The 22,926-nt window shown below is 70.7% G+C and carries 20 protein-coding genes; 11 read left to right on the forward strand and 9 right to left on the reverse strand.

Annotated features, from left to right (window positions below):
• Positions 1–5 precede the first annotated feature (5 nt).
• On the reverse strand, positions 6–1,667 hold the full coding sequence (locus LV79_RS11775; protein ID WP_253834987.1) for a fumarate hydratase: 1,662 nt from the start codon (positions 1,665–1,667) through the stop codon (positions 6–8).
• A 330-nt stretch (positions 1,668–1,997) separates the two neighbouring features.
• On the opposite strand from LV79_RS11775, the gene LV79_RS11780 reads away from it, so the two are divergent.
• Positions 1,998–2,429, forward strand: a complete 432-nt coding sequence (locus LV79_RS11780) for a helix-turn-helix domain-containing protein (protein ID WP_253834989.1) — start codon at positions 1,998–2,000, stop codon at positions 2,427–2,429.
• Positions 2,430–2,667: 238 nt separating this feature from the next.
• Here the strand turns inward: LV79_RS11780 and LV79_RS11785 are convergent, their stop codons facing one another.
• The 4 genes from LV79_RS11785 to LV79_RS11800 all read right to left on the reverse strand — a co-directional run bounded on the left by LV79_RS11785 (position 2,668) and on the right by LV79_RS11800 (position 6,494).
• A complete protein-coding gene (locus tag LV79_RS11785; protein ID WP_253834991.1) occupies positions 2,668–3,642 on the reverse strand; it encodes a sigma-70 family RNA polymerase sigma factor in 975 nt (324 codons plus the stop codon).
• A gap of 271 nt (positions 3,643–3,913) precedes the next feature.
• Positions 3,914–4,339: a D-aminoacyl-tRNA deacylase gene (dtd, locus tag LV79_RS11790; protein WP_253834993.1), complete on the reverse strand. Its 426-nt coding sequence runs from the start codon at positions 4,337–4,339 to the stop codon at positions 3,914–3,916.
• Positions 4,340–4,376: 37 nt separating this feature from the next.
• Positions 4,377–5,873, reverse strand: a complete 1,497-nt coding sequence (locus LV79_RS11795) for a DUF7782 domain-containing protein (protein WP_253834995.1) — start codon at positions 5,871–5,873, stop codon at positions 4,377–4,379.
• Between the two features lie 117 nt (positions 5,874–5,990).
• Entirely contained in the window at positions 5,991–6,494 is a 504-nt protein-coding gene (locus LV79_RS11800; protein ID WP_253834996.1) for a class I SAM-dependent methyltransferase, read from the reverse strand.
• Positions 6,495–6,599: 105 nt separating this feature from the next.
• On the opposite strand from LV79_RS11800, the gene LV79_RS11805 reads away from it, so the two are divergent.
• Positions 6,600–6,911, forward strand: coding sequence for a DUF3099 domain-containing protein (locus LV79_RS11805; protein WP_253834997.1), 312 nt, complete (start codon positions 6,600–6,602; stop codon positions 6,909–6,911).
• Here LV79_RS11805 and LV79_RS11810 read toward each other — a convergent pair.
• A complete protein-coding gene (locus LV79_RS11810) occupies positions 6,898–7,755 on the reverse strand; it encodes a carbohydrate kinase family protein (protein WP_253834998.1) in 858 nt (285 codons plus the stop codon). The genes LV79_RS11805 and LV79_RS11810 overlap by 14 nt on opposite strands.
• A gap of 98 nt (positions 7,756–7,853) precedes the next feature.
• Here LV79_RS11810 and LV79_RS11815 point away from each other — a divergent pair, with 98 nt between their 5' ends.
• From LV79_RS11815 to LV79_RS11825, 3 genes are read left to right on the forward strand one after another with little or no spacing between them, the layout of a single operon-like run.
• Complete coding sequence (locus LV79_RS11815) at positions 7,854–8,654, forward strand: ABC transporter permease (protein ID WP_253834999.1); 801 nt, start codon at positions 7,854–7,856, stop codon at positions 8,652–8,654.
• Complete coding sequence (locus tag LV79_RS11820; RefSeq protein WP_253835000.1) at positions 8,647–9,459, forward strand: ABC transporter permease; 813 nt, start codon at positions 8,647–8,649, stop codon at positions 9,457–9,459. Before LV79_RS11815 ends, LV79_RS11820 begins: the two co-directional genes overlap by 8 nt.
• The gene (locus LV79_RS11825) at positions 9,456–10,412 is read left to right on the forward strand and encodes an ABC transporter ATP-binding protein (RefSeq protein WP_253835001.1); all 957 of its coding nucleotides are present in this window, start codon (positions 9,456–9,458) and stop codon (positions 10,410–10,412) included. The genes LV79_RS11820 and LV79_RS11825 overlap by 4 nt, the downstream gene beginning before the upstream one ends.
• Here the strand turns inward: LV79_RS11825 and LV79_RS11830 are convergent.
• Positions 10,394–11,308: a pseudouridine-5'-phosphate glycosidase gene (locus tag LV79_RS11830; RefSeq protein WP_253835002.1), complete on the reverse strand. Its 915-nt coding sequence runs from the start codon at positions 11,306–11,308 to the stop codon at positions 10,394–10,396. The genes LV79_RS11825 and LV79_RS11830 overlap by 19 nt on opposite strands.
• 83 nt (positions 11,309–11,391) lie before the next feature.
• Positions 11,392–13,128 carry a DEAD/DEAH box helicase gene (locus tag LV79_RS11835; protein WP_253835004.1) on the reverse strand — a complete coding sequence of 579 codons (1,737 nt, stop codon included), beginning with the start codon at positions 13,126–13,128 and terminating at the stop codon, positions 11,392–11,394.
• Between the two features lie 205 nt (positions 13,129–13,333).
• Between LV79_RS11835 and LV79_RS11840 the strand changes: the two genes are divergently transcribed.
• Both LV79_RS11840 and LV79_RS11845 read left to right on the forward strand, forming a co-directional pair.
• Positions 13,334–14,521, forward strand: a complete 1,188-nt coding sequence (locus LV79_RS11840; RefSeq protein ID WP_253835006.1) for a YihY/virulence factor BrkB family protein — start codon at positions 13,334–13,336, stop codon at positions 14,519–14,521.
• A gap of 161 nt (positions 14,522–14,682) precedes the next feature.
• Positions 14,683–17,790 carry an efflux RND transporter permease subunit gene (locus LV79_RS11845; protein WP_253835008.1) on the forward strand — a complete coding sequence of 1,036 codons (3,108 nt, stop codon included), beginning with the start codon at positions 14,683–14,685 and terminating at the stop codon, positions 17,788–17,790.
• 65 nt (positions 17,791–17,855) lie between these two features.
• Here LV79_RS11845 and LV79_RS11850 read toward each other — a convergent pair whose 3' ends face one another.
• Complete coding sequence (locus tag LV79_RS11850; protein WP_253835010.1) at positions 17,856–18,098, reverse strand: DUF3039 domain-containing protein; 243 nt, start codon at positions 18,096–18,098, stop codon at positions 17,856–17,858.
• A 61-nt stretch (positions 18,099–18,159) separates the two neighbouring features.
• Between LV79_RS11850 and LV79_RS11855 the strand changes: the two genes are divergently transcribed.
• From LV79_RS11855 to LV79_RS11870, 4 genes are all read left to right on the forward strand, one after another.
• Positions 18,160–18,939, forward strand: coding sequence for a sporulation protein (locus LV79_RS11855; RefSeq protein WP_253835012.1), 780 nt, complete (start codon positions 18,160–18,162; stop codon positions 18,937–18,939).
• Positions 18,940–19,485: 546 nt separating this feature from the next.
• Positions 19,486–20,607 (forward strand): sugar ABC transporter substrate-binding protein, encoded by a 1,122-nt coding sequence (locus LV79_RS11860; RefSeq protein ID WP_253835014.1) that lies wholly within the window; start codon positions 19,486–19,488, stop codon positions 20,605–20,607.
• 66 nt (positions 20,608–20,673) lie between these two features.
• Positions 20,674–21,447 carry an ATP-binding cassette domain-containing protein gene (locus tag LV79_RS11865; RefSeq protein WP_253835016.1) on the forward strand — a complete coding sequence of 258 codons (774 nt, stop codon included), beginning with the start codon at positions 20,674–20,676 and terminating at the stop codon, positions 21,445–21,447.
• A gap of 61 nt (positions 21,448–21,508) precedes the next feature.
• Entirely contained in the window at positions 21,509–22,924 is a 1,416-nt protein-coding gene (locus LV79_RS11870) for a sugar ABC transporter permease (protein ID WP_253835018.1), read from the forward strand.
• The last annotated feature ends 2 nt before the right edge of the window (positions 22,925–22,926 follow it).

The following is a 22,926-nucleotide window of genomic DNA, read 5'->3' on the forward strand; positions in this document are numbered from 1 at the left end:
GAGCCTCACTTCCGGAACGTGACCTGCAGGGTCGGTGCCGAGGTGCCCGCGAAGAAGTCGTTGCCCTTGTCGTCGACCACGACGAACGCGGGGAAGTCCTCCACCTCGATGCGCCAGACCGCCTCCATGCCCAGTTCGGCGTACTCCAGCACGTCGACCTTCTTGATGCAGTCCTGCGCCAGGCGCGCCGCCGGGCCGCCGATCGACCCCAGGTAGAAGCCGCCGTGCGCGGCGCACGCCTCGGTGACCTGCTTGGAGCGGTTGCCCTTGGCCAGCATGACCATCGACCCGCCCGCCGCCTGGAACTGCTCGACGTAGGAGTCCATCCGCCCGGCCGTGGTGGGGCCGAACGAGCCCGACGCGTAGCCCTCGGGGGTCTTGGCCGGTCCGGCGTAGTACACCGGGTGGTCCTTGAGGTAGCCGGGCATCGGCTCGCCCGCGTCCAGCCGCTCCTTGATCTTGGCGTGCGCGATGTCGCGGGCCACCACCAGCGGACCGGTCAGCGACAGCCGCGTCTTGACCGGCAGCGTCGAGAGCGTCGCCCGGATCTCGGCCATCGGCCTGGTCAGGTCGATGCGCACCACCTCGTCGGAGAGGTCCTCGCCGACCACCTCGGGCAGGAACCTGGCCGGGTCGCGCTCCATCTGCTCCAGGAACACCCCGTCCGGGGTGATCTTGGCCTTGGCCTGCCGGTCGGCCGAGCAGGACACCGCGATGCCCACCGGGCAGGACGCGCCGTGCCGGGGCAACCGGATCACCCGCACGTCGTGGCAGAAGTACTTGCCGCCGAACTGCGCGCCGATGCCGAACTCGCGGGTCATCGCCAGCACCTGCTGCTCGAGGTCGACGTCGCGGAACGCGTGCCCCAGCGGCGAACCCTCCGTCGGCAGCGTGTCCAGGTAGCGCGCCGAGGCCAGCTTCGCGACCTTGAGGTTCTGCTCGGCGGAGAGCCCACCGACCACGACCGCCAGGTGGTACGGGGGGCAGGCCGCGGTGCCCAGGCCGCGCAGCTTCTCGTCGAGGAACGAGGCCAGCCGCTTCGGGTTCAGCACCGCCTTGGTCTCCTGGAACAGGAACGTCTTGTTCGCCGACCCGCCGCCCTTGGCCATGAACAGGAACTCGTAGGCGGGGTCGGTGCCCGGCTTGGTGTGGATGTCGATCTGCGCGGGCAGGTTGGTTCCGGTGTTCTTCTCGTCCCAGAAGGTGACCGGGGCCATCTGCGAGTACCGCAGGTTCAGCTCCTGGTACGCCTCGTAGATGCCGCGCGCCAGCGCCTGCTCGTCGGTGCCACCGGTCAGCACCGTCTCGGTGCGCTTGCCCATCACGATGGCGGTCCCGGTGTCCTGGCACATCGGCAGCACGCCGCCCGCGGAGATGCACGCGTTGCGCAGCAGGTCCATCGCCACGAACCGGTCGTTGCCGCTGGCCTCGGGGTCGTCCACGATCGCCCGCAGCTGCGCGAGGTGCGATGGCCGCAGCAGGTGCTGGATGTCCTTGATGGCCTCCTTGGCCAGCAGGGTCAGCACCGCCGGGTCGACCTCGAGGAAGCGCCGTCCCGCCGCCTCGACCAGCCGCACCCCCTCCTGGCTGACCAGCCGGTACTCGGTCGCCCGGTCCGGGCCCAGCGGCAGGACATCGGTGTAGTCGAAGTTCGTGGTGGTGGTCACGATGAGCGGGCTCCCTTGCACGCGTCCGGATCCTGCAAAACGTACTCCTCGGCACCGGCCGCACCGGTGTGATCCGCGCGTGGCCCTGGCCACGCCGACCGGCACAGCCCTGGCCGCGCCGGGCGCGGGAGTTCGCGTCGGCAAGGCGCTCGTCGGCGCTGCTAACAGCATCGACCGCTATTGCGGACACCTTGCGCGCATTGCCACCACCCCAATAGCGGACTTATTTAAGGCTGGATTGCGGCATGCTTTCATCCGTCTATTCCGCGTGTTTCTCCGGAATGCGCAGCCGCTATTCTTGGCCCCCGGTTGCGAGGGCGGAGGAGTCGCGTGGCGGGCGTTGATGGTGACTGGGACGCCGTGTCGCAGGAGATCCGGCGCCTGATGCACGCGCAGGGAATGAACCAGGCCGGGCTCATCGCCAAATCCGGGATCTCGAAAGTCGTGGTCGCGGAACTGCAGCACAACAAGGTCCGGCGCACCCGCACCGACCACGTCCTGCGCGCGTTGTCCGACGCGTTGGGCGTGCACCAGGAACACCTGCGCGCGATCGCCCAGGGCCGGGTTCCGCAGGACGTCGGGGAACCGCCGATCCGCTCCGACGCCGACATCGCCGGGCGGCTCGACGCGCTGGACTACCGGATGGCGGAGTTGACCGAGGCGGTGCGCCAGGTGGCGGCGATGACCGAGGTGCTGCGCCGGGTGGAGCGGGCGCTGTTCGAGGGCCCGCCGCCGACGATCGACGTCCGCACCCCGGACTAGGCGCGCGTCCGGTCCACAAGTCCCGGGAAGACCTGGAGACGCCGGAAGGCCGGGGCGGCCCCCGGCCGTCCCGACCTCCCGTCGCGGGCAGCCCGGACTCCAGTATCGAGTTCCGTGCCGCGTGGTTCGTGTGGGGTTGTGGTGACAACGCTGCCGTGACCGAGGTCACATGTCAACGCGGCTATCCGTGTGATTCTCGCCGGTGCTGCCCGCCGGGGGCGGGCGGCACCCGCCGCGCTCAGCTGGCGTACGCGCGCAGCTTCTCCGCCCGCTCGCCCTGGCGCAGCTTCGACATGACCTCGCGCTCGATCTGGCGGACCCGCTCGCGGGAGAGGCCGAAGCGCTTGCCGATCTGGTCCAGGGTGCGCGGCTGGCCGTCGTCGAGGCCGTAGCGCAGCCGGATCACCGACTGCTCGCGGTCGTCGAGGGTGGCCAGCACCCGGCGCATGTCGTCCTGCAGCAGCCCGGAGATCACCGCGCTCTCGGCGTCGGTGGCCTCGCCGTCCTCGATGAAGTCACCGAGCGGGGCGTCCTCCTCGGCGCCGACCGGCATGTCCAGGCTCACCGGGTCGCGGGCGTGGTCGAGCAGGTCGGCGACCTTCTGCGTGGTCAGCCCGGCCTCCTTGGCCAGCTCGTCCTTGGTGGCCTCGCGGCCTAGTTGCTGGTGCAGGTCGCGCTTGATCCTGGCCAGCTTGTTCACCTGCTCCACCAGGTGGACCGGCAGCCGGATGGTGCGGCCCTGGTCGGCCATGCCCCTGGTGATGGCCTGGCGGATCCACCAGGTGGCGTAGGTGGAGAACTTGAAACCCTTGGTGTAGTCGAACTTCTCCACCGCGCGGATCAGACCCAGGTTCCCCTCCTGGATCAGGTCAAGCAGCGGCATGCCGCGGCCGGTGTAGCGCTTGGCCAGCGACACCACCAGCCGCAGGTTCGCCTCCAGCAGGTGGTTCTTGGCGGTGTGGCCGTCGGAGATGAGGGCGCGCAGCTCGGCCCGGCGGGCGGGCGAGAGCGCGGGGGAGGTGTCGAGCATGTGCTGCGCGAAGACCCCCGCCTCGATGCGCTTGGCCAGCTCCACCTCCTGGGCCGCGGTCAGCAGGGCGGTGCGCCCGATCCCGTTGAGGTAGACGCGCACCAGGTCGGCCGCTGGCCCCTGGGCGTCGAGGTCGGCCTCATAGTTGAGCTCTTCTGGCTCGCGCTGCTGCGGGACCGTCATGATGGCTCCCTCCCCCTGTCGGTGGTTCTGCCTGTCAAACGTGGCGGAGGGTGGATTCGTTCCCGTGCCCTCCCAGTGTGAGGACGTCACCGGGCGCTCGGGCGTTGTTCAGGTTTGGCTGAGGTTTGGCTGAGAACTCCGGGGGTAATCACCCGACCACCGTCGCAGTGCGGGAACCCGTGCGGCATCACCCTTCGGGTGGACGGTCGTGTCAACCAGGTGGGGGACGACGACTGTCTCAGGGCGACGGTCAGTGCGGTAGGTCTCCGGGTCAGAGGTCAATCAGAACGGTGAACGGACCATCGTTCACGCTCGCCACCGCCATGCTCGCGCCGAACCTGCCGGTCGCCACAACGGCGCCCCTGGCGCGGAGTTCGGCCACCGTGGCCGATACCAACGGTTCCGCCGCCTCCGGTCGGGCGGCCGCGATCCACGACGGCCGTCGCCCTTTTCGGGTGTCCCCATAGAGTGTGAACTGACTCACGACGAGTAGTGGCGCCCCGGTCGTCGCGCACGATTGCTCATCGCGCAACAAGCGCAGTTCGTGCAGTTTGCGCGCCATCACGACCGCGGTGTCCGAAGTGTCGTCGACGTGCACCCCGAGCAGCACCAGCAATCCGGGCTCGGTGATCTCCCCGACGGTCTCCCCGTCGACGGTCACCGAGGCGCTGGTCACCCGCGCCACGACCGCCCTCATCCCGTGCCCCCGCACGGACTTCGGTCCGGTTGACCGCTCACGCCAGGTCCCCCGGCAGCAGCATCCCGTGCGTCACCAGGTCGACCACGACCGGTAGTGCTGCCTGGACCACGGCGTCGGTAGGCAGGCCGTGCGCGGCGGCCAGCAGGGCCAGCAGGTCCCCGAGCGGCACCTGGCCGCGGCAGCCCGCCAGCAGTGCGGTCACCAGCTCGTCGGTCTCCTGCTGCCACCCGGGGCCGTCGGTGCGGTGCAGCCTGCGCACCAGCTCGCTCCAGCCCTCGGCGCCCGGTTCGGCCACCCGCTCCAGCACCACGGTCGACGGGGTGGTGAACGCGGTGGCCAGCAGCCGCGCCGGGTCGTCGTTGGCGCGCAGCCAGGCCACCCGGTCGAGCCAGGCGCCCGCCTCGGGGCCCAGCGGGTCGTCGAAGGCGTGCCGCAGGTCCTCGCAGGCCACCTCGGTGTCGGCGCCGGTCGCGCGCAGCGTCACGAAGCCGAACCCGACGCCGACCACGTCGTTGGCGTCGAACCAGTCCAGCCAGGCCGAGGCCTTGGCCGAGCCCTCCGCCGAGCGCGGGTCGATGCCCGCGTCGCGCAGCCAGGTGCCCACGTACATCGCGGGCTCGGCGACGTCGCGCTGGACGAACCAGGCGTCGACGCCCTCGTCGGGCAGCCAGCCGGTGACCCGCTCGGCCCAGTCCTCGCCGCGCCGGTGCAGCCACGACGCCAGCAGCTGCCCGACCCCGCCGGGGGCGAGCACGCCGGGGAGCCCGCGCACGACCAGGGCGCTCGCGTCGTCACCGGCCAGGCCGGAGTCGCGGTACACGTAGTCCACCCGCGGCGGGCCGACCACGAACGGCGGGTTGCACACGACCTGGTCGAACCGGCGCCCGGCGACCGGGTCGAACCACGACCCGCGCGCGGTCTCCACGTCGAGGCCGTTGAGCCGGAACGTCGCCGACGCCAGCGCCAGGCAGCGCTCGGACAGGTCGGTCGCGGTGATCCGGTCCGCGTGCCTGCTCGCGTGCAGCGCCTGCACCCCGCACCCGGTGCCCAGGTCGAGCAGGGAGCCGACCGGCCTGCGCACGGTGGCCCTGGCCAGGCTCAGTGAGGCGTGCCCGATGCCGAGCACGTGGTCGGCGCCCACCGGCGCGCCCGCCTGCTCGGCGTCCAGGTCGGCCACGACCCACCACGAGCCGTCCTCGTCGCCGTAAGGGCGCAGGTCGAGCCCGGCGCGCGCGGTGTCGCCCTCGAAGCGCAGCAGGCCGGTGGCGGCCGCCTCGGCCGGGTCGACGCCCTTGAGCGCGGCGTGCGCCTGCCGGGTCGGGACCCGGTCGCCGACCAGGAACAGCCGGATGAGGGTGGCCAGCGCGGAGCCGTCGGTGGTGGCGCGGCGGGCGGGTTCGGGCTCGCCGCGGCCGAGGGCGGCGTGCGCCTGGTCGCCCAGCGCCGCCACCACCCCGTCCGCGTCGTAGCCGACCACCCGCAGCGTGTCGGCCAGGCGCGCGCAGAACTCGTCCGAGAAGTGGGGGAGCACGTCCGAATGCTCGCACGCGCCCGGGCTCGCCGATCGGCCCGCCTGGGCGGGTGGGCTGGACGTGGGCGCTGCGGGTGGGCTGGACGTGGGCGCTGCGGGTGGGCCGGTGCGGGCGGGTCAGACCCGGGTGATGAGGTGGAAGTGGCCGGGGAGTCGGTAGCGGGCGATGATTTCCGCACCCAGTTCGGTGGCGGCGTCCCGCGCCTGCCCAGCCGTCGGCAGCGGGCCCAACAGCGACAAGAGGCCGCCGGTGCGCAGGGGTGAGGTCACGGCCCGCAGCAGTTCGAGCGCGTCCTCCGCGTAGTGCAGCAAGTCGTGGCACAGCACGACGTCGAAGTCCGCCGCGCGGAACAGGTCCGGCGCGTCCTCCGCGCCCGCTTGCGCTACCCGCACGGTGACACCGCGGGTGTACGCGTGCGCTAAGGCGTCCGCGAGCATCGCGCCCGCCGGGTCGAGGATGGTCACCTCGTGGCCCAGCGCGGCCAGCGGCACCCCGTCCTCGCCCCGGCCGCCCGCCACGTCCAGCACCCGGCAGGGTTCGGTGAGGTGGCGGGCCAGGTTGGCCTCGGCCATGCGGTGTCGGGTCGACGCGCCGAATCCCTCGACCGCGAATCCAGTCATAAGCATTCTTTTTACCGGCAACCGGGGGAATTCCGAGTCAGTTCTACCCGGATGGCGCAGCAAGCCCGCGCGGGTGAGAGGATGGTCGGTGGAGGTGGTGTCGGGATGGGCTCCGAGCGGGACGACACCCCGGTTCTGATCACCGAGGCAGCGCCGTCGTACGAGGACCAGTTCGCCGCGCGCAAGCGCAAGTACATGATCATGATGGGCGCGCGGATCCCGTGCCTGCTGCTGGCGGGCCTGACCTACCAGACCTGGTGGCTGGCGCTCGGTTTCGTCGCGCTGTCCATCCCGCTGCCGTGGATGGCCGTGCTCATCGCCAACGACCGGCCGCCGCGCAAGACGGAGAAGGTCAACCGCTACCAGCGCGACGCCAAGGCCATCGAGGCCACCGACCGCCAGGTCATCGACGGCTGAGCGGCTGGGCCCCGACCTGGGCCACCGCCGCCGCGCCCGCCGCGATCCCGGCCCGCAGCACCGCCTGCGGTCCTGACCCGGCCAACCACGCGCGCAGGGCGCCCGCGTTGAACGCGTCACCGGCGCCGGTGGTGTCGACGCACTCCGTTGGCAGCGCGGGCTCTTCGACCACTCCACCGCGATCGACCCAGTACGCACCGTGCTCGCCACGGGTCACGGCGGCGGTGGTCACCACGTCGAGCACGCGGTCTCCGCCCAGGGCGAGGTATTCGTCATGATTGGGCAGGAGCAGGTCAGTGCCCCGGATCGCGTCCAGGAATGTGTCGTCGAGCAAGGCGGCTGATTGCGGGTCCACGGAGGTTGTCACGCCGGACGCGCGGGCGGTGGCCAAGATCTCCATTCCCGCTTCCCTGGTGGCTTTGTCCAAGAGCACATACCCACTCAAGTGCAGATGCCGTGCCCCATCGAGCGGCGGTAGATCTGTCGGCCGGAGAAGCGCGTTTGTGCCTCTATCCGGAAACATCGTGCGTTGGCCGGTGGCGTCGACGAGCACGACCACACACCCAGTGCTGGCAGTTGGGTCCACGGTGAACACACACTGGACGCCTCTTGCGGTGAGCTCGGCCCTCGCCTGCGCTGCCGCCGCGTCGTCGCCCACGCGTGACACCAGGGTGACCTGCTCGCCGAGGTGCGCGAGCCACGCGGCCGCGTTCGCGGCGGCGCCACCGGAGCGGAGGGTGGTGTTGCCGACCGTGTCGTCACCCCACGCGATGGGACTCGCGTGCCGGACCACCACGTCCAGCGCCGTGTCGCCGACAACCAAGACTCCCGCGGCAACTCCCACAGGTGCACCTCCGGAAACGGACTCGCGCGCCCGGTGGACCTTACGGTAAAAAGGCGCTCCCGCTCAGTCTGCGACAACCCTCCCGAAGGAGCCCGGTGATGGCGCGTGTCCAGGCCGCGCTGGTCGCCGCCGGGTTCCGCCGGTACGCGACCTACCGCCAGGCCACCTTCGCCGGGGCGTTCACCAACACCGTGTTCGGGTTCCTGCGCTGCTACATCCTGCTCAGCGTCGCCGCGACGGCGGGCGGGGTCATGGCGGGCTACACCGGGCCGCAACTGGCCAGCTACGTGTGGCTCGGGCAGGGGCTGCTGGCCGTGGTGAACTCCTGGACGATGCTCGACCTCGCCGAGCGGGTGCGCACCGGCGACGTGGTGGCCGACCTGCTGCGACCGGTCGATCCACTGTGGACGTACCTGTGGACCGACCTGGGCCGCGCCGTGTACGCCGTGCTGACCAGGTTCCTGGCGCCGCTGGTAGTGGGGGCTGTCGCGTTTGGGCTCTATGTCCCGCAGAGCCTCTTGACCTACCCGCTGTTCGCCCTGTCGACCTTGCTCGCGATCGTCGTGTGCTTCGCGTGCCGCTACCTGATAGGTCTCACCGCGTTCTGGCTGCTGGACATCCGGGGCGTCATGATGTTCTGGGTGTTCGTGTCCGGCGCCGCGAGCGGGCTGTACTTCCCGTTGGCCATCCTGCCCGACTGGCTGGCAACAGTGCTGTGGGTGGCGACCCCATTCCCGTCCTTGCTGCAAGCGCCGCTCGATGTCATCGTCGAGAGAGGTGGCACCGGGCACGCGCTCTTGGTCTGTCTAGGGCAGGTCGTTTGGACGGTGCTCTTGCTGCTGGCCTGCCGCGTGGCTCAGGCGAGCGCGGTGCGGAAGCTGGTGGTTCAAGGTGGCTGAACTCCTCGACACCGCGCGGGTCTACGGGCGGGTGCTGCGCGCGCAGGTCCGCAGCCAGTGGCAGTACCGCACGTCGATGCTGCTGGAGATCCTCGGCAGCACGGTCGTCAACGGCCTCGACATCGCCACCGTGTTCGTCCTGTTCTCCGTTACCGGTGTCCTCGGCGGGTTCACCGGCACCGAGGTTCTCCTGATGACAGCACTGTCCGCGGTCTCGTTCACCTGGGGCGACCTGGTGGCGGGTAGCGCCGACAAGCTCCGCGAGTATGTCCGCTCGGGCTTGTTCGACTCGCTGCTGCTGCGACCGCTGTCCGCGCTCTTGCAGCTAGCGGTCATCACATTCGCCTTGCGCCGTATCGGCCGAGCGGTGCAAGGGCTTGTGCTCTACATCGTGGCGCTATGCGTGGCAGACATCCCGTGGACGGTTGAACGCGCGCTGTTCGCGGTGATCGTCCCGATCTCGGGCGCGGTGTTCTTCTCCAGCCTGTTCGTCGCCGGTGCCACGGTCGCGTTCTGGTGGATCGAGTCCGGCGAGCTGGCCAACGCGTTCACGTACGGCGGCCGCGACTTCACCTCTTACCCGAGCACCATGTACGGCGGTTGGTTCCGCGACCTGTTCACGCTCGGTCTCGGCTTCGGCTTCGTCGCCTACTTCCCGAGTCTTGTCCTACTCGGCAAACCGGACCCGTTAGGGCTACCGACCGCAGTGGCGTGGGGGTCACCGTTGGTCTCCATCATCGCCGCTTGCCTCGCTACCGTCGTCTGGCGGTTCGGCGTCCGCCACTACCGGAGCACGGGGTCATGATCATTTCGGCGCGCGGTCTGCGCAAGGACTTCACCGTGTCGCGCAAGGTCGGCCGGTTCCGCAGGGAACGGCACGTGGTGTCCGCTGTGGACGGTGTCGACCTCACCGTGGAACGCGGTGAGCTGCTCGGCTACATCGGCCCCAACGGCGCCGGTAAGTCCACCACGCTCAAGATGCTCACCGGCGTGCTCACCCCGAGCGCGGGGGAGGTCACGGTCTGCGGGCTAGAGCCGGTGGCCAAGCGCACGACCCTCGCGAGGCGTATCGGCGTCGTGTTCGGTCAGCGTTCACAGCTGTGGTGGGACCTACCGCTCGAAGACTCCTTTGCCTTGCTGCGGCACATCTACCGCGTACCCGAGGCTGACCACGCTGCCCGTCTGAAGCAGTGCAGCGACCTGCTTGGTCTGGATGAGTTCCGGCGCACCCCGGTGCGGCAGTTGTCGCTAGGGCAACGCATGCGCGGTGAGCTCACCGCCGCCCTCTTGCACGGTCCGGAGGTGCTGTTCCTCGACGAGCCCACGATCGGCCTGGACGTGCTCAGCAAGCAGGCCGTCCGGTCATTCCTGGGCGAGGTCGACCGGCGCGGCGACACCACCGTCGTGCTCACGACCCACGACCTGGCCGACATCGAGAAGCTGTGCCGCAGGCTCGTGGTCATCGACCACGGCCGCGTGGTGCACGACGGGACCCTGGACGAACTGCACGCCCGCTACCGCTCCCGCCGCACGATCGTCGCCGACCTGGACTCCCCATGGCCGGAGGGTCTTACGCTGCCGGGCGCGGTTGTCACCGCCGTCGAGGCAGACGCGCGACGGATCACGCTCGCTCTAGACGGCATGACGGCAGGAGAGGTTGTGGCGGCTCTAGCTCAAGCCGTGTCGCTCCGGGACCTGTCAGTGCAAGAACCGAACATCGAGGACGTGGTCGCGAAGCTCTACCGAGACGAGAGCTGAACCGCGACCTCGGCCGCGACACGCGCGTTGTCGGCGACCAGTTCCGTGTTGGCACTCAGGCTCGCCCCACCGCTGCCGTTGTGGAAGAACTCCAACAGCGCAGGTGTGACGTCCTTGCCCCGAATCCCGCGCTCTTGCAGCAAAGCCATACCGTCGCTGAGCAGCCTGTCGTGCAGCTCGCGGTCAAGCTCGTGCTCCGGCGGCACCGGGTTGACCAGCAAGACGCCCGACGACGTCACCGTGTGGTGCGCGGCGATGACCCCGGCAGCCTCCGCGGGAGTGTCGACCCGCCACGGCACCGTGTGCGCTGACTCGCGAAGGTAGAACCCGGGGAAGTAGTCAGTGCGGTAGCCGACGACCGGGACCGACTTCGTCTCCAGCACCTCCACGGTCGCCGCGATGTCCAGGATCGACTTCACCCCGGAGCAGACGACGGTCACCGGCGTCGCCGCGAGCACGTCCAGGTCGGCCGAGACGTCCCAGGAAGCGCTACCGGCAGGAATGGCGAGGTGAACGCCACCGAGCCCACCGGTCGCGAACACCTTGATGCCTGCTTGGTGCGCTAGCGCTGCCGTGCTCGCCACCGTGGTAGCGCCATCACGCTTGAGCGCGAACGCCGCACCGAGGTCACGCAGCGACAGCTTCGCCAGGCCGGGGGAGCACACCCGCTCCAACTGCTCGGTCGTCAGCCCCACGTGCGCCATGCCGTCCAGCACGGCGATGGTGGCGGGCACAGCGCCCGCGTCCCGCACGATCCGTTCCAGGCGGGCCCCGACCTCCAGGTTGCGCCCCTGGGGCAGCCCGTGGGCCAGCAGGGTGCTCTCCAGGGCCACTACGGCGCGCCCCTCGGATCGGGCAGCGGTGACCTCATCGGCGATGACCAGGTGTCGGCTCACCCCGACATCATGGCAAACCTGGCCAGACCCAGCCTGGGCACGACACTCTCGGTAGCGCTGTCACCGCGAGTGCAGCAGCGCTGTCACCACGAGCGCAGCGTGGCGATGCGTTCTTCCAGCTGTTCGATCGTGGCCATCGCGGTCGGCGGACCCCCGCAGGTGCGGCGCAGGTCCCCGTGGATCACGCCGTGCGGCTTGCCGGTGCGGTGGTGGGCCATGCCGACCAGGGCGTTGAGCTCCTTGCGCAGGGTAGCCAGCCGCTCTTGCACTGACTGCGGCTGTGCGCGTGCCGCCGGTTCCTCCGGCTTGGCCTCCGCTGCCCTCTTGGTCCGCGCGGCGACCTGCTGCTCTTGCCGCTGTCTCAGCAGTTCACGAACCTGGTGCGGTTCGAGCAGCCCGGGTAGTCCCAGGTACTCCTCTTCCTCCACCGTGCCCGCGCCTGCGGCGGTGCCGAACGATGAGCCGTCGAAGATGACCTGGTCCAGCTCGGCTGAGGCACCCAGCGAGGTGAACGCCTTCTCCTCCTCGCCCAGCTCGTCCTTGGTCCGGTTGGCGTCGGCGACCAGCTCGTCGTCCCAGCCCTCCTTCTCCCGGTGCGGCTTGCCCAGGACGTGGTCGCGCTCGGCCTCGAGCTGGCTGGCCAGGTCGAGCAGCACCGGGACCGACGGCAGGAACACGCTGGCCGTCTCACCCTGCCGCCGCACCCGCACGTACCTGCCGATGGCCTGCGCGAAGAACAGCGGCGTCGAGGCGCTGGTCGCGTACACGCCCACCGCCAGCCGGGGCACGTCGACGCCCTCGCTGACCATCCGGACCGCCACCAGCCAGCGCGAGTCCGAGTCGGCGAACTCCTGGATCCGCCCGGACGCCTTCGGGTCGTCGGAGAGCACCAGCGTCGGCGGCTGCCCGGTCGCGGTCTCCAGGATCTGCGCGTACGCCTTCGCGGTGACGTGGTCGGAGGCGATGACCAGGCCACCGGCGTCCGGCACGTGCTGGCGGACCTGCGACAACCGGGTGTCGGCCGCCGCGAGCACCGACGGGATCCACTCCCCGGACGGGTCGAGCGCGGTGCGCCAGGCCCGCGCGTTCTGCTCGGCGGTCAGCGGCTCGCCCAGCCGCGCGGTGAACTCCTCGCCCGCGCTGGTCCGCCAGCTCGCCTCACCGGAGTAGGCCAGGAAGATCACCGGCCGGACCACGCCGTCGCGCAGCGCGTCGGAGTAGCCGTAGGTGTGGTCGGCGCGGCTGCGCTGGAAGCCCTGCCCGTCCGGCTCGTAGTCGACGAACGGGATGGGGGAGTCGTCGCTGCGGAACGGGGTGCCGGTCAGCGCCAGCCGCCGGGTCGCCGGGGTGAACGACTCGCGGACCGCGTCGCCCCAGCTCTTGGCGTCGCCGCCGTGGTGGATCTCGTCGAGGATCACCAGCGTCTTGCGCTGCTCGGTGCGCACCCGGTGCAGGCTCGGGTGCGCGGCGACCTGCGCGTAGGTGACCGCGACACCGCGGAAGTCGCGCGAGGTGGCGCCCATCGAGTTGGTGAAGTTCGGGTCGATCGGGATGCCCGCCGCGCTGGCCGCCGCCGCCCACTGGTGCTTGAGGTGCTCGGTCGGCGCGACGATGGTCAGCGACTCGACCGTCCGGTCGGCGAGCAGCTCGGCGGCCACCCGCAGGCCGAACACGGTCTTGCCCGCGCCGGGGGTGGCCACCGCGAGGAAGTCCTTGGGGCGCGTGGTCAGGTACTTGGTCAGCGCGCGGCGCTGCCAGTCGCGCAGCGGTCGCGCCGGGGCGCTCGCGCGGGAGTCCGGTTGCACCTCGGCCCGGGTCACGGGATGCCCCAGCTCCTCTCCACCTGCTCCGGACACGGCGATGCCCTCAGCGGGTCGGCACGGCGTCGAGCGCGGGACCGGGGTGAGGGCGCCGTCGAGGATACCGCCCGCCCAGGCAAGATCGCCGCAGGCCGCGACACGCCGGGGGCGGCTCGGTGCCGGTGATCAAGCCGATCGGGGGACCATGGACCATGCTTGACCCGGTATGACCGCGCAGCCCGAACCCCAGGACGGCCGCGACGGGACCCCCGGCGGCCCGCCCGCGCGGCGCGGTCCGTCCCGGCTGCTCAAGCGCACCCTGTCCAAGGCGTGGGCGGGCAACCTGTTCTCCGAGGCGGCGGAGGCCGCGTTCTGGCAGGTCCTGTCCCTGCCGCCGCTGCTGCTCGGCCTGCTCGGCAGCCTCGGGTTCGTCGCCGAGTGGTTCGGCCCCGACGTGGTGCTCGCGGTGCAGGCCGACCTGCTCGACATCTCGCGCAAGGCGTTCAGCGAGAACGTGGTGACGCAGATCATCCAGCCCACGGTCGCCGACATCCTCACCGTCGGGCGCGGCGAGATCGTCTCGGTCGGCTTCCTCATCTCGCTGTGGGCCGGGTCGTCGGCGATGTCGTCGTTCGTCGACGCGATCACCGTCGCGCACGGGCAGTACGGGGTCCGGCACGAGGTGTGGCAACGGATCTTCGCGTTGTTGCTCTACGTGGCCAGCCTGGTACTGCTGATCATCGGCCTGCCGGTGCTCGCGCTCGGGCCGGACCTGCTGCCCAACCTGTTCCCGGAGTCCTGGCAGCCCACCATCGACGCCTGGATCGGCACCGCGTACTACCCGGTGATCGCGATCCTGATCGTGCTGGCGCTCGCCACGCTCTACAAGCTCGCCCTCCCGCGCAAGCTGCCGTGGCACCGGGGCGTGCCCGGCGCGATCATGGCGATGGCGGTGTTCGTCCTCTCCAGCATCGGGTTGCGGCTCTACATCGGCTGGATCACCACCACCGGCTACACCTACGGCGCGCTCGCCACCCCCATCGCGTTCCTGCTGTTCGCCTTCTTCATCGGCCTCGCCGTGGTGATCGGCGCGTACTTCAACGCGGCCATCGAAGAGGTGTGGCCCGCGAAGCTGACCAAGCGGCAGCGGCGGCGCTGGCGGCGGTTGGAGATGGAGAAGGCGGCGGGCAAGAACCGGCAGCGCGGTGCCGCCGAGCAACCGCCCACAGTGCAGCCGCCCACAGTGCAGCCGCCCACAGTGCAGCCGCCCACAGTGCAGCCGCCCACAGTGCAGCCGCCCACAGTGCAGCCGCCCGCTGTGCAGCAGCCCACAGTGCGGCCGCCGGACGAGCCGGTCGTGGACCAAGCGCAGGAGACCACCCGGTCGTGGGACCAGGGCCGCGGCCAGGGCTGAGTCATACTTTTGTATGACCACGGGTTAGCCCCGTGGACTGAGTCCGTCCTCAGCCTCCCTGTGCCAGGCTTCCCCCAATCCACCGGCGATGTGGCGTGCCGACGGCGTGCCAGGGGGTCACCGGTGTCCACGACGCTCGTTTTCCGAGGGGAACTAAGCAGATGTCCGTGCTGGCACGACTCAGCTTGGGCAACCGGGGTCTGGTGGGCCTGCTCAGCCTGCTCATCATCGGCTTCGGCGCCATCGCGCTACCGTCACTGAAGCAACAACTCCTGCCGTCCATCCAGCTGCCGGGCGCGGTCGTTATCGCCGCCTACCCCGGCGCGTCCCCGGATGTGGCCGACAGCCAGGTCGCCGAGCCGATCTCGTCGGCGGTGCGCGGTGTCGCGGGTGTGGAGAAGATCACCACCCGGTCCGCGGAGAGTTCGTCGACCGTGCAGGTGCAGTTCGTCTACGGCACCGACATGGACACCGCCGTGAGCCAGTTGCAGCAGGCGGTCAACCGGATCCGCCCGCAGCTGCCGCAGGGCGTCGAGCCGACGATCATGCAGGGCAGCACCGACGACATCCCGGTCGTCATGCTCGCCGCGACCTCCGGCACCGACGAGGTGGCCACCGCTGCCCGGTTGCGCACCGAGGTCGTGCCCGCGATCGAGGGGATCAGCGGGGTCCGCGAGGCCTCGGTCACCGGTGCGCGCACGCAGCAGGTGACCGTCACCGTCGACTACGCCAAGCTCGGCGCGGCGGGCGTCGACCCGTCCGCGTTGGCAGGCGCGCTCTCGGCCGCTGGCGCGACGCTGCCGGTCGGCTCGGTCACCGAGGCGGACAAGGCGCTGACCGTGCAGACCGGCGGCCCACTGGCCACTGTGGACGACCTGCGCGCGCTCCAGCTGCCCGCGCAGGGCAAGCCGGTCACCCTCGGCGAGGTCGCGACCGTCGAGTCAGGACTCGCGCCAGCCACGGTGATCACCAGGACCAACGGCAAGGCCACCCTCGCGGTGTCGGTCACCATGACCCGCGACGGCAACGCGGTGGAGATCTCCAAGGCGGTCAACGACAAGCTGGCCGACATGGAGCGCGCCAGCGGTTCCGACCTCACCGTCGTGTTCGCCCAGGGACCCGAGGTGGAGAAGGCGATCAGCGGCCTGACCACCGAGGGCCTGCTCGGCCTCGCCTTCGCGGTGCTGGTGATCCTGCTGTTCCTGCTCTCGATCCGCTCCACCATCGTCACCGCGGTGTCCATCCCGCTGTCGGTGCTGGTGGCGCTGCTGGTGATGTGGACCGGCGACCTGTCGCTGAACATGCTCACCCTCGGCGCGCTGACCATCGCGATCGGCCGGGTGGTCGACGACTCGATCGTCGTGCTGGAGAACATCAAACGGCACCTGGAGTACGGCGAGGAGAAGCTGCACGCCATCCTCGACGGCACCAAGGAGGTCGCCGGTGCGGTCACCGCGTCCACTTTGACCACCGTCGCGGTGTTCGCGCCGATCGCGTTCGTCGGCGGCATCGCGGGCGAGCTGTTCGGGCCGTTCTCGCTGACGGTCACCGTCGCGCTCGTCGCGTCGCTGCTGGTGTCGCTGACCATCGTCCCGGTGCTCGCGTTCTGGTTCCTCAAGCGCCCCGCCGTGCCGACCGACCCGGCCGCCGCCGAGCGCGCGCTGCAGGAGGCGCTGGACAAGGAGCGGCGCAGCCCGCTGCAGCGCGCGTACGTCCCGGTGCTGCGCTTCGCCACCCGCCGCAGGCTGGCCACCATCCTCGCCGCCGTCGTGATCTTCGTCGCCACCATGGGCCTCGCCGCCCGGCTGGAGACCAGCTTCATCGACGACGAGGGCGGCACCTCGGTGCGGCTGACCCAGGAACTGCCGCCGGGCACCAGCCTCGCCGCGCGCGACGCGGCCGCCAAGAAGCTGGAGGACGTGCTCGCCGCGACCCCGGAGCTCGAGGTCTACCAGGTCACCGTCGGCGTCGACGACTCGCTCGCGGGCTTCGGCTTCGGCGGCGACGGCAACACCACCGTCGACGCGACGCTCAAGACCGACGTCGACCGCTCGGCGGTGCTCAAGGGCATCAAGGACCGGCTCGGCACCGGCGCGGGCACGCTGGAGACCGGCGCGTCGGCCGCCTCCGGCGCGTCGAACTCGATCGAGGTCGTGGTGACCGCGCCGGACGCCGCCGGATTGGCCGCGGCCGCCAAGTCCGTCCAGGACACCATGGCGGGCACCCCCGGGCTGACCGGCGTGACCAGCGACCTGGCCCGCAGCTCACCGCGGGTGGAGATCACCGTCGACCAGCGCGCCGCCGCGGCCAAGGGGCTGAGCAACCAGGTCATCGGCCAGTTCGCCGCCCAGGCGCTGCGCGGCACCCCGGTCGCCGAACTGCCCATCGGCGGCGCCCGCCAGCAGATCGTGCTGCGCACCGGCGCCGCGCCGACCGACGTGGCCGCGCTCAAGGCGCTGCCGCTGCCCAGCGCGGCGGGCCCGGTCACCCTCGGCCAGGTCGCCCAGGTGTCCACCGTGGACGGTCCGGTCCGGGTCACCCGCACCGACGGCGACCGCAGCACCACGGTCACCGCCACGTCGACCTCGTCGGACCTCGGCGCCGTCACCAAGGACCTGACCGCCCGGCTGGACAAGCTGACCCTGACCGGCGGCGCCGAGTACGTCATCGGCGGCGTCAGCGCCGACCAGGCCGACACCTTCGCCGACCTGGGGCTGGCCATGCTGGCCGCGATCGCCATCGTCTTCCTGATCATGGTGGCGACGTTCCGCAGCCTGGTGCAGCCGCTGATCCTGCTGGTGTCCATCCCGTTCGCGGCCACCGGCGCCATCGGGCTGCTGCTGATCACCGGCACCCCGCTCGGGCTGCCCTCGCTCATCGGCATGCTGATGCTGGTCGGCATCGTGGTCACCAACGCCATCGTGCTCATCGACCTGATCAACCAGTACCGGGCCGACGGGATGAGCGTGCGGGACGCGGTGATCGAGGGCGGGCGACGGCGGTTGCGGCCGATCCTGATGACCGCCGCCGCGACCATCTTCGCGCTGCTGCCGATGGCGGCGGGCATCACCGGCGAGGGCGGGTTCATCGGCAAGCCGCTGGCCCTGGTGGTGATCGGCGGCCTGATCAGCTCCACGCTGCTGACCCTGGTGCTGGTCCCGACCCTGTACACGATGGTCGAGAACTTCAAGGAGCGCCGCAAGGCCAAGCGGGTGGCCAAGCACGCGGCCCGCGCGCAGGCGGCGGAGCCCGAGCTGCAACGGGTGTGACGACGCGCGCAGGGGCCACTCCCGGGTCAGGCGGGAGTGGCCCCTGCGGCGTGGTCAGCGAGGAGTCAGGGCTTCATCGACTCGTAGATCTTCTGGCAGTCCGGGCACACCGGTGACCCCGGCTTCGGCGACTTCGTGACCGGGAAGACCTCACCGCAGAGCGCGACGACCATGTTGCCCATGACGGCGCTCTCGGCGATCTTGTTCTTCCGCACGTAGTGGAACATCTTCGGGGTGTCGTCGCCCGTGGTGTCGGTGCCCTCGGGGCGGCTGTCGACATCCGGCCGGGTCTGCGTCGGTGCGCTCACCGCTCCATTCTGACATCCGAACCGCCCACCGCCACGGGGTCGGCCCTGGCATCATGCGCGCATGTTCCAGAAGGTCCTCGCTGGTTTCGGCGCCGGTGGCGCCAAGGTCGACGCCCAGATCCTCGACCGGGCAACCCGCCCGGGCGGCCTGCTGCGCGGAGAGGTGCACCTGCTCGGCGGCAGCGTCGACCAGCAGGTGGACGCGCTCGGGGTGGCCCTGCTGGCCAGGGTCGACGCCCCGGACGGCCCGGTAGACCTGCAGGTGCAGCAGGTGCACCTGGTAGGCAAGGAGCTGGTCAGGGCGGGCACCCGGATCACCGTGCCGTTCGAGGTCCGGCTGCCCTGGGAGACCCCCATCACCTCGGTGCTCGGCAAGCACCTCACCGGCATGGCCGTCGGCCTGCAGACCACACTGGACCTGTCCGGCTCCGTCGTCGACGCCCAGGACGTGGACGCCGTGGCCGTCGAGCCGCTGCCCGCCCAACACCGCGTCCTGGACGCCGTCAGCCGACTCGGCTACACCTTCCGCGGCGCCAACCTGGAGCGCGACCGCCTCGACGGGGTCGACCAGCAGCTCCCGTTCTTCCAGGAGATCACCTTCGACGCCCCCAGCGGCTCCGGGCTGGTCTCCCTCACCGTCACCTTCCTGGCCGGTCCGCAGGAGACCCAGGTCGTGCTGGACGTGGTCAAGCAGGTCCGAGTCGCCAAGGGCGGCGGCCTCGGCGGCCGCTCCCGCTCCTTCCTGGGCGCCTTCACCGTCCGCGACGTCGGCGCACCGTGGGAACGCCAACTGGAGGGCTGGCTCCGCCAGGTCGCCACACCGCGCGGCATCTTCGACTAGCCCCACCACCCGTTCCCGCAGACGGAGAGGCCCACCCGTCGGCTACACGGGCCCGTTGGCGTCCTGGGTGTTGTCTGCTCGCTGACCACCCATCGGAGCGCCACCGGCGCAGGCGTTCCAGCACACCACGAACTCGCAGAGCGCTCGTGGCGGTTTCCGCTGCCCTTCGGGCGGCCGAGCGGCGGGCCGGTCGAACTCGGCTGAACGCCTGAGGTCGTGCCGTAAGACGAGCCCGACCAGGCGGAGCTACTCCGACGGCAGGCACGCAAAGTGATGATCGTGTTCCCGCTGCGGCGGTGTCGACGCGGGTGAAACAGCGCTACTCGCCGGTTCGAACCTGGCCGCAGGGGCCGCTCGGAGATGACCTGAGAGTTTCCTGAGGGTTACCGGCGTTATCGGATCGTGTCCGCGCAGGTGGGTCTGAATCGAGGCAGTGTGCTTTCGCTCACTGCTTTTGAGGCATATGTTGTGCCGCACAACATTCCCCATTGGACGAAAACCGCCAGGGCCCAGGTGGTGCTTCGTAGTACGCGGAAGGACTCCTCGATGCGGTCGACAACTCTGGCGGTGGTTACCGTCTGTGCTCTTTCCCTGGTGGCCTGCGGGGCCAACCAGGCCACCCCCTCGGCGCCCGCCGGGTCCGGTGGCGCCACGACCGAGGCGCCCGCGGGTGGCGTCAAGGTCGGCGTGATCCTGCCCGAGACGGCCACCTCGGCCCGCTGGGAGGGCTTCGACAAGCCGATGATCGAGGCGGCGATGAAGGCCCAGGGCCTCGACGCCGACGTGCAGAACGCCCAGGGCGACGTGCAGAAGTTCTCCACCCTGGCCGACGGCATGATCAGCCAGGGGGTCAAGGTCCTGGTGATCGCCGCGATCAACAGCGAGGTCGGCTCCTCGGTGGCGGCCAAGGCCAAGGCGCGCGGCATCCCGACCATCGACTACGACCGGCTCAACCTCGGCGGCAGCTCGGACTACTACGTCTCCTTCGACAACGTGAAGGTCGGCGAGCTGCAGGGCCAGGGCCTCGCCGACGCGCTCAAGGCCAAGCCGGGCGCGCAGGTCATCGAGATCGAGGGCGCGCCGACCGACAACAACGCCACCCTGTTCCACGACGGGCAGCAGAACGTCCTCAAGCCGCTCTACGAGGCGGGCACGCTCAAGCTGGTGCAGTCGCAGGCCATCGACGGCTGGGACAACCAGAAGGGCGGCGTCACCTTCGAGCAGATCCTCACCGGCAACGGCGGCAAGGTCGACGGCGTCGTGGCCGCCAACGACGGGCTCGCGGGCGCGGTGATCACCGTGCTGCGCAAGAACGGGCTCAACGGCAAGGTCCCGGTCACCGGCCAGGACGCCACCCCGGACGGGCTGATGGCGGTGCTGCGCGGCGACCAGTACATGACCGTGTTCAAGCCGATCAAGGAAGAGGCCGAGGCGACCGCCAAGCTCGCCGCCGCGCTCGCCAAGGGCGACACCGGCGCCGCGGACGCCATCGCCAACGGCACCAGCGACGACACCAAGGCCAACCGCAAGGTCAAGTCCGTGCTGCTGGAGCCGAAGCTGACCACCAAGGACACCGTCAAGGACGTGGTGACCCAGGGCTACGTCAAGGCGAGCGACATCTGCGGCGGCGACCTCGCCGCGGTCTGCACCCAGCTCGGCATCAGCTGATCACCAGCGCGACCCGCCCGCGGTAGAGGGTGCCGCGGGCGGGTCCCGCCCCCGAACAGGAGCGCCATGAGCGAACCGATCCTGGAACTGACCGGCCTCAACAAGAGCTTCGGCCCGGTGCACGTGCTGCACGACGTGGACTTCACCGTCCGCGCGGGCGAGGTCACCGCGCTGGTGGGCGACAACGGTGCCGGTAAGTCCACTTTGGTCAAGTGCGTCGCGGGCATCCACCCGATGGACTCCGGCGCGGTCCACTTCAACGGCGAGCGGGTCAGCATCTCCGGCCCGCGCGACGCCGCCGACCTGGGCATCGAGGTCGTCTACCAGGACCTCGCGCTCGCCGACAACCTCGACATCGTGCAGAACATGTTCCTCGGCCGCGAGCGCGGCAGCGGCTGGCTGCTCGACGAGGCCGCGATGGAGCAGGCCGCCCGCGAGACGCTGGCGTCGCTGTCGGTGCGGACGGTGAAGTCCGTGCGCACCCCGGTCTCGGCGCTCTCCGGCGGGCAGCGGCAGACGGTGGCCATCGCCAAGTCGGTGCTGTGGGAGAGCAAGGTCGTGCTGCTCGACGAGCCGACCGCCGCGCTCGGCGTCGCGCAGACCAGGCAGGTGCTCGACCTGGTCCGCCGCCTGGCCGAGCAGGGCCTTGGCGTGGTGCTGATCAGCCACAACATGGCCGACGTGTTCTCCGTCGCCGACCGCATCGCCACCCTCTACCTGGGCCGGATGGTCGCCGACGTGTCCACCCGCGACGTCACCCACGCCCAGGTCGTGGAGCTCATCACCGCGGGCCGCTCCGGCGACCTGGGGCTCGCGCGCCCCGAGAACGCCACGGTCTGACCCCGCGGCGAGCCCGGGACCGACCTCCCGCCGCCTCCCCCCACAGCACGAGCGAGGAACCATGACCGGTACCGCCACCCCCCGCAGTGAGGGGGCCATCGCCGACTTCGGCATCGACACCACGGCCCAGTCCACCCGCGAGGCCGTGCGGGACTACGCCGCCCGGCTGCGCGGCGGCGACCTCGGCTCGCTGCCCGCGGTGCTCGGGCTGGCCGCGCTGGTCGTCGTGTTCTGGGTGCTCTCCGACGGGTTCCTGACCCTGGACAACACCGCCAACCTGCTGGCCCAGGGCGCGGGCAAGATGATCATCGCGATGGGGCTGGTGTTCGTCCTGCTCCTCGGCGAGATCGACCTCTCGGCGGGCACCGCGTCCGGGGTGTGCGCGGCGGTGATGGCCATGCACTACGTCCGCTCCGGCAACCTGCTGGGCGGCATGGGCAATACCGTGTTCTACGTCTTCGTCGGTGGCCTTCTCATCGCGGCGCTGCTGGCCGTGCTGATGCGGATCTGGGCGGGCTCGGTGCTCGCGCTGGTCGCGGTCGGGATCGCGCTGTCGGGCGCGGCACCCAACCCGTGGCTGGAGATGCTGCTCGCGGTGTGCGTCGGCGCGGCCATCGGCGTGATCACCGGGTTCCTGGTGTCCAAGATCGGCATGCCCTCGTTCGTGGTGACGCTCGCGCTGTTCATCACCTGGCAGGGCGTCATCCTGCAGTTCATCGGCGACGGCGGCGTGTTCGGCATCGGCACCCAGCCGGTGCTCTTCGCCGTGGCCAACGGCAACATGTCGGTCGCGGGCAGTTGGGTGCTGTGCGGGGTCGCGGTCGGCGGGTACGCGCTGGTCGTGCTCGGCGAACACCTCAGCAGGCTCAACCGGGGCCTGGTCACCGCGCCGACCCCGATCGTGGTCGCCAAGATCATCGCCGTCGCGGTGGTGGCCGTCCCCGCCACCTACGCGCTCAACCTCAACCGCTCGTCCAACGACTTCGTGGTCATCCAGGGCGTGCCCTACGTGGTCCCGGTCGTGCTGGTGCTGCTGGTCGCGGGCACCTACGCGCTCAACCGGACCCGCTACGGCAGGCACATCTACGCCGTCGGCGGCAACGCGGAGGCGGCCAGGCGCGCCGGCATCAACGTCAGCCGGATCCGGGCCAGCGTGTTCGTCGTCGCCTCGTCCACCGCCGCGCTCGGCGCCATCGTCTACTCGTCCAAGGTGGGGTCGGTCGACCCGCAGGCCGGTGGCCTCAATACCCTGCTGTTCGCCGTGGGGGCGGCGGTCATCGGCGGCACCTCGCTGTTCGGCGGCCGCGGCGAGGTGTTCCACGCCGTGGTCGGCGGACTGGTGCTCGCCGTGGTCGAGAACGGGTTGGGCCTGCTCAAGCAGCCCGCCGCCGTCGTGAACATCATCACCGGCCTCGTACTGTTGCTCGCGGCCACCGTCGACGCGCTCTCCCGGCGCCGGGCGGCGGTGAGCAGGTAGGG

The sequence above is a fragment of the Actinokineospora globicatena genome (genome assembly GCF_024171945.1).
Classification (GTDB): Bacteria; Actinomycetota; Actinomycetes; order Mycobacteriales; family Pseudonocardiaceae; genus Actinokineospora; species Actinokineospora globicatena.

Bases quoted from the DNA above. Each gene is read 5' to 3' on its own strand.
- LV79_RS11785 (WP_253834991.1), bottom strand. From the start codon at position 3,642: ATGACGGTCCCGCAGCAGCGCGAGCCAGAAGAGCTCAACTATGAGGCC.
- dtd (WP_253834993.1), bottom strand. From the start codon at position 4,339: ATGAGGGCGGTCGTGGCGCGGGTGACCAGCGCCTCGGTGACCGTCGAC.
- LV79_RS11800 (WP_253834996.1), bottom strand. From the start codon at position 6,494: ATGACTGGATTCGCGGTCGAGGGATTCGGCGCGTCGACCCGACACCGC.
- LV79_RS11805 (WP_253834997.1), top strand. From the start codon at position 6,600: ATGGGCTCCGAGCGGGACGACACCCCGGTTCTGATCACCGAGGCAGCG.
- LV79_RS11815 (WP_253834999.1), top strand. From the start codon at position 7,854: ATGGCGCGTGTCCAGGCCGCGCTGGTCGCCGCCGGGTTCCGCCGGTAC.
- LV79_RS11825 (WP_253835001.1), top strand. From the start codon at position 9,456: ATGATCATTTCGGCGCGCGGTCTGCGCAAGGACTTCACCGTGTCGCGC.
- LV79_RS11840 (WP_253835006.1), top strand. From the start codon at position 13,334: ATGACCGCGCAGCCCGAACCCCAGGACGGCCGCGACGGGACCCCCGGC.
- LV79_RS11845 (WP_253835008.1), top strand. From the start codon at position 14,683: ATGTCCGTGCTGGCACGACTCAGCTTGGGCAACCGGGGTCTGGTGGGC.
- LV79_RS11855 (WP_253835012.1), top strand. From the start codon at position 18,160: ATGTTCCAGAAGGTCCTCGCTGGTTTCGGCGCCGGTGGCGCCAAGGTC.
- LV79_RS11860 (WP_253835014.1), top strand. From the start codon at position 19,486: ATGCGGTCGACAACTCTGGCGGTGGTTACCGTCTGTGCTCTTTCCCTG.
- LV79_RS11865 (WP_253835016.1), top strand. From the start codon at position 20,674: ATGAGCGAACCGATCCTGGAACTGACCGGCCTCAACAAGAGCTTCGGC.
- LV79_RS11870 (WP_253835018.1), top strand. From the start codon at position 21,509: ATGACCGGTACCGCCACCCCCCGCAGTGAGGGGGCCATCGCCGACTTC.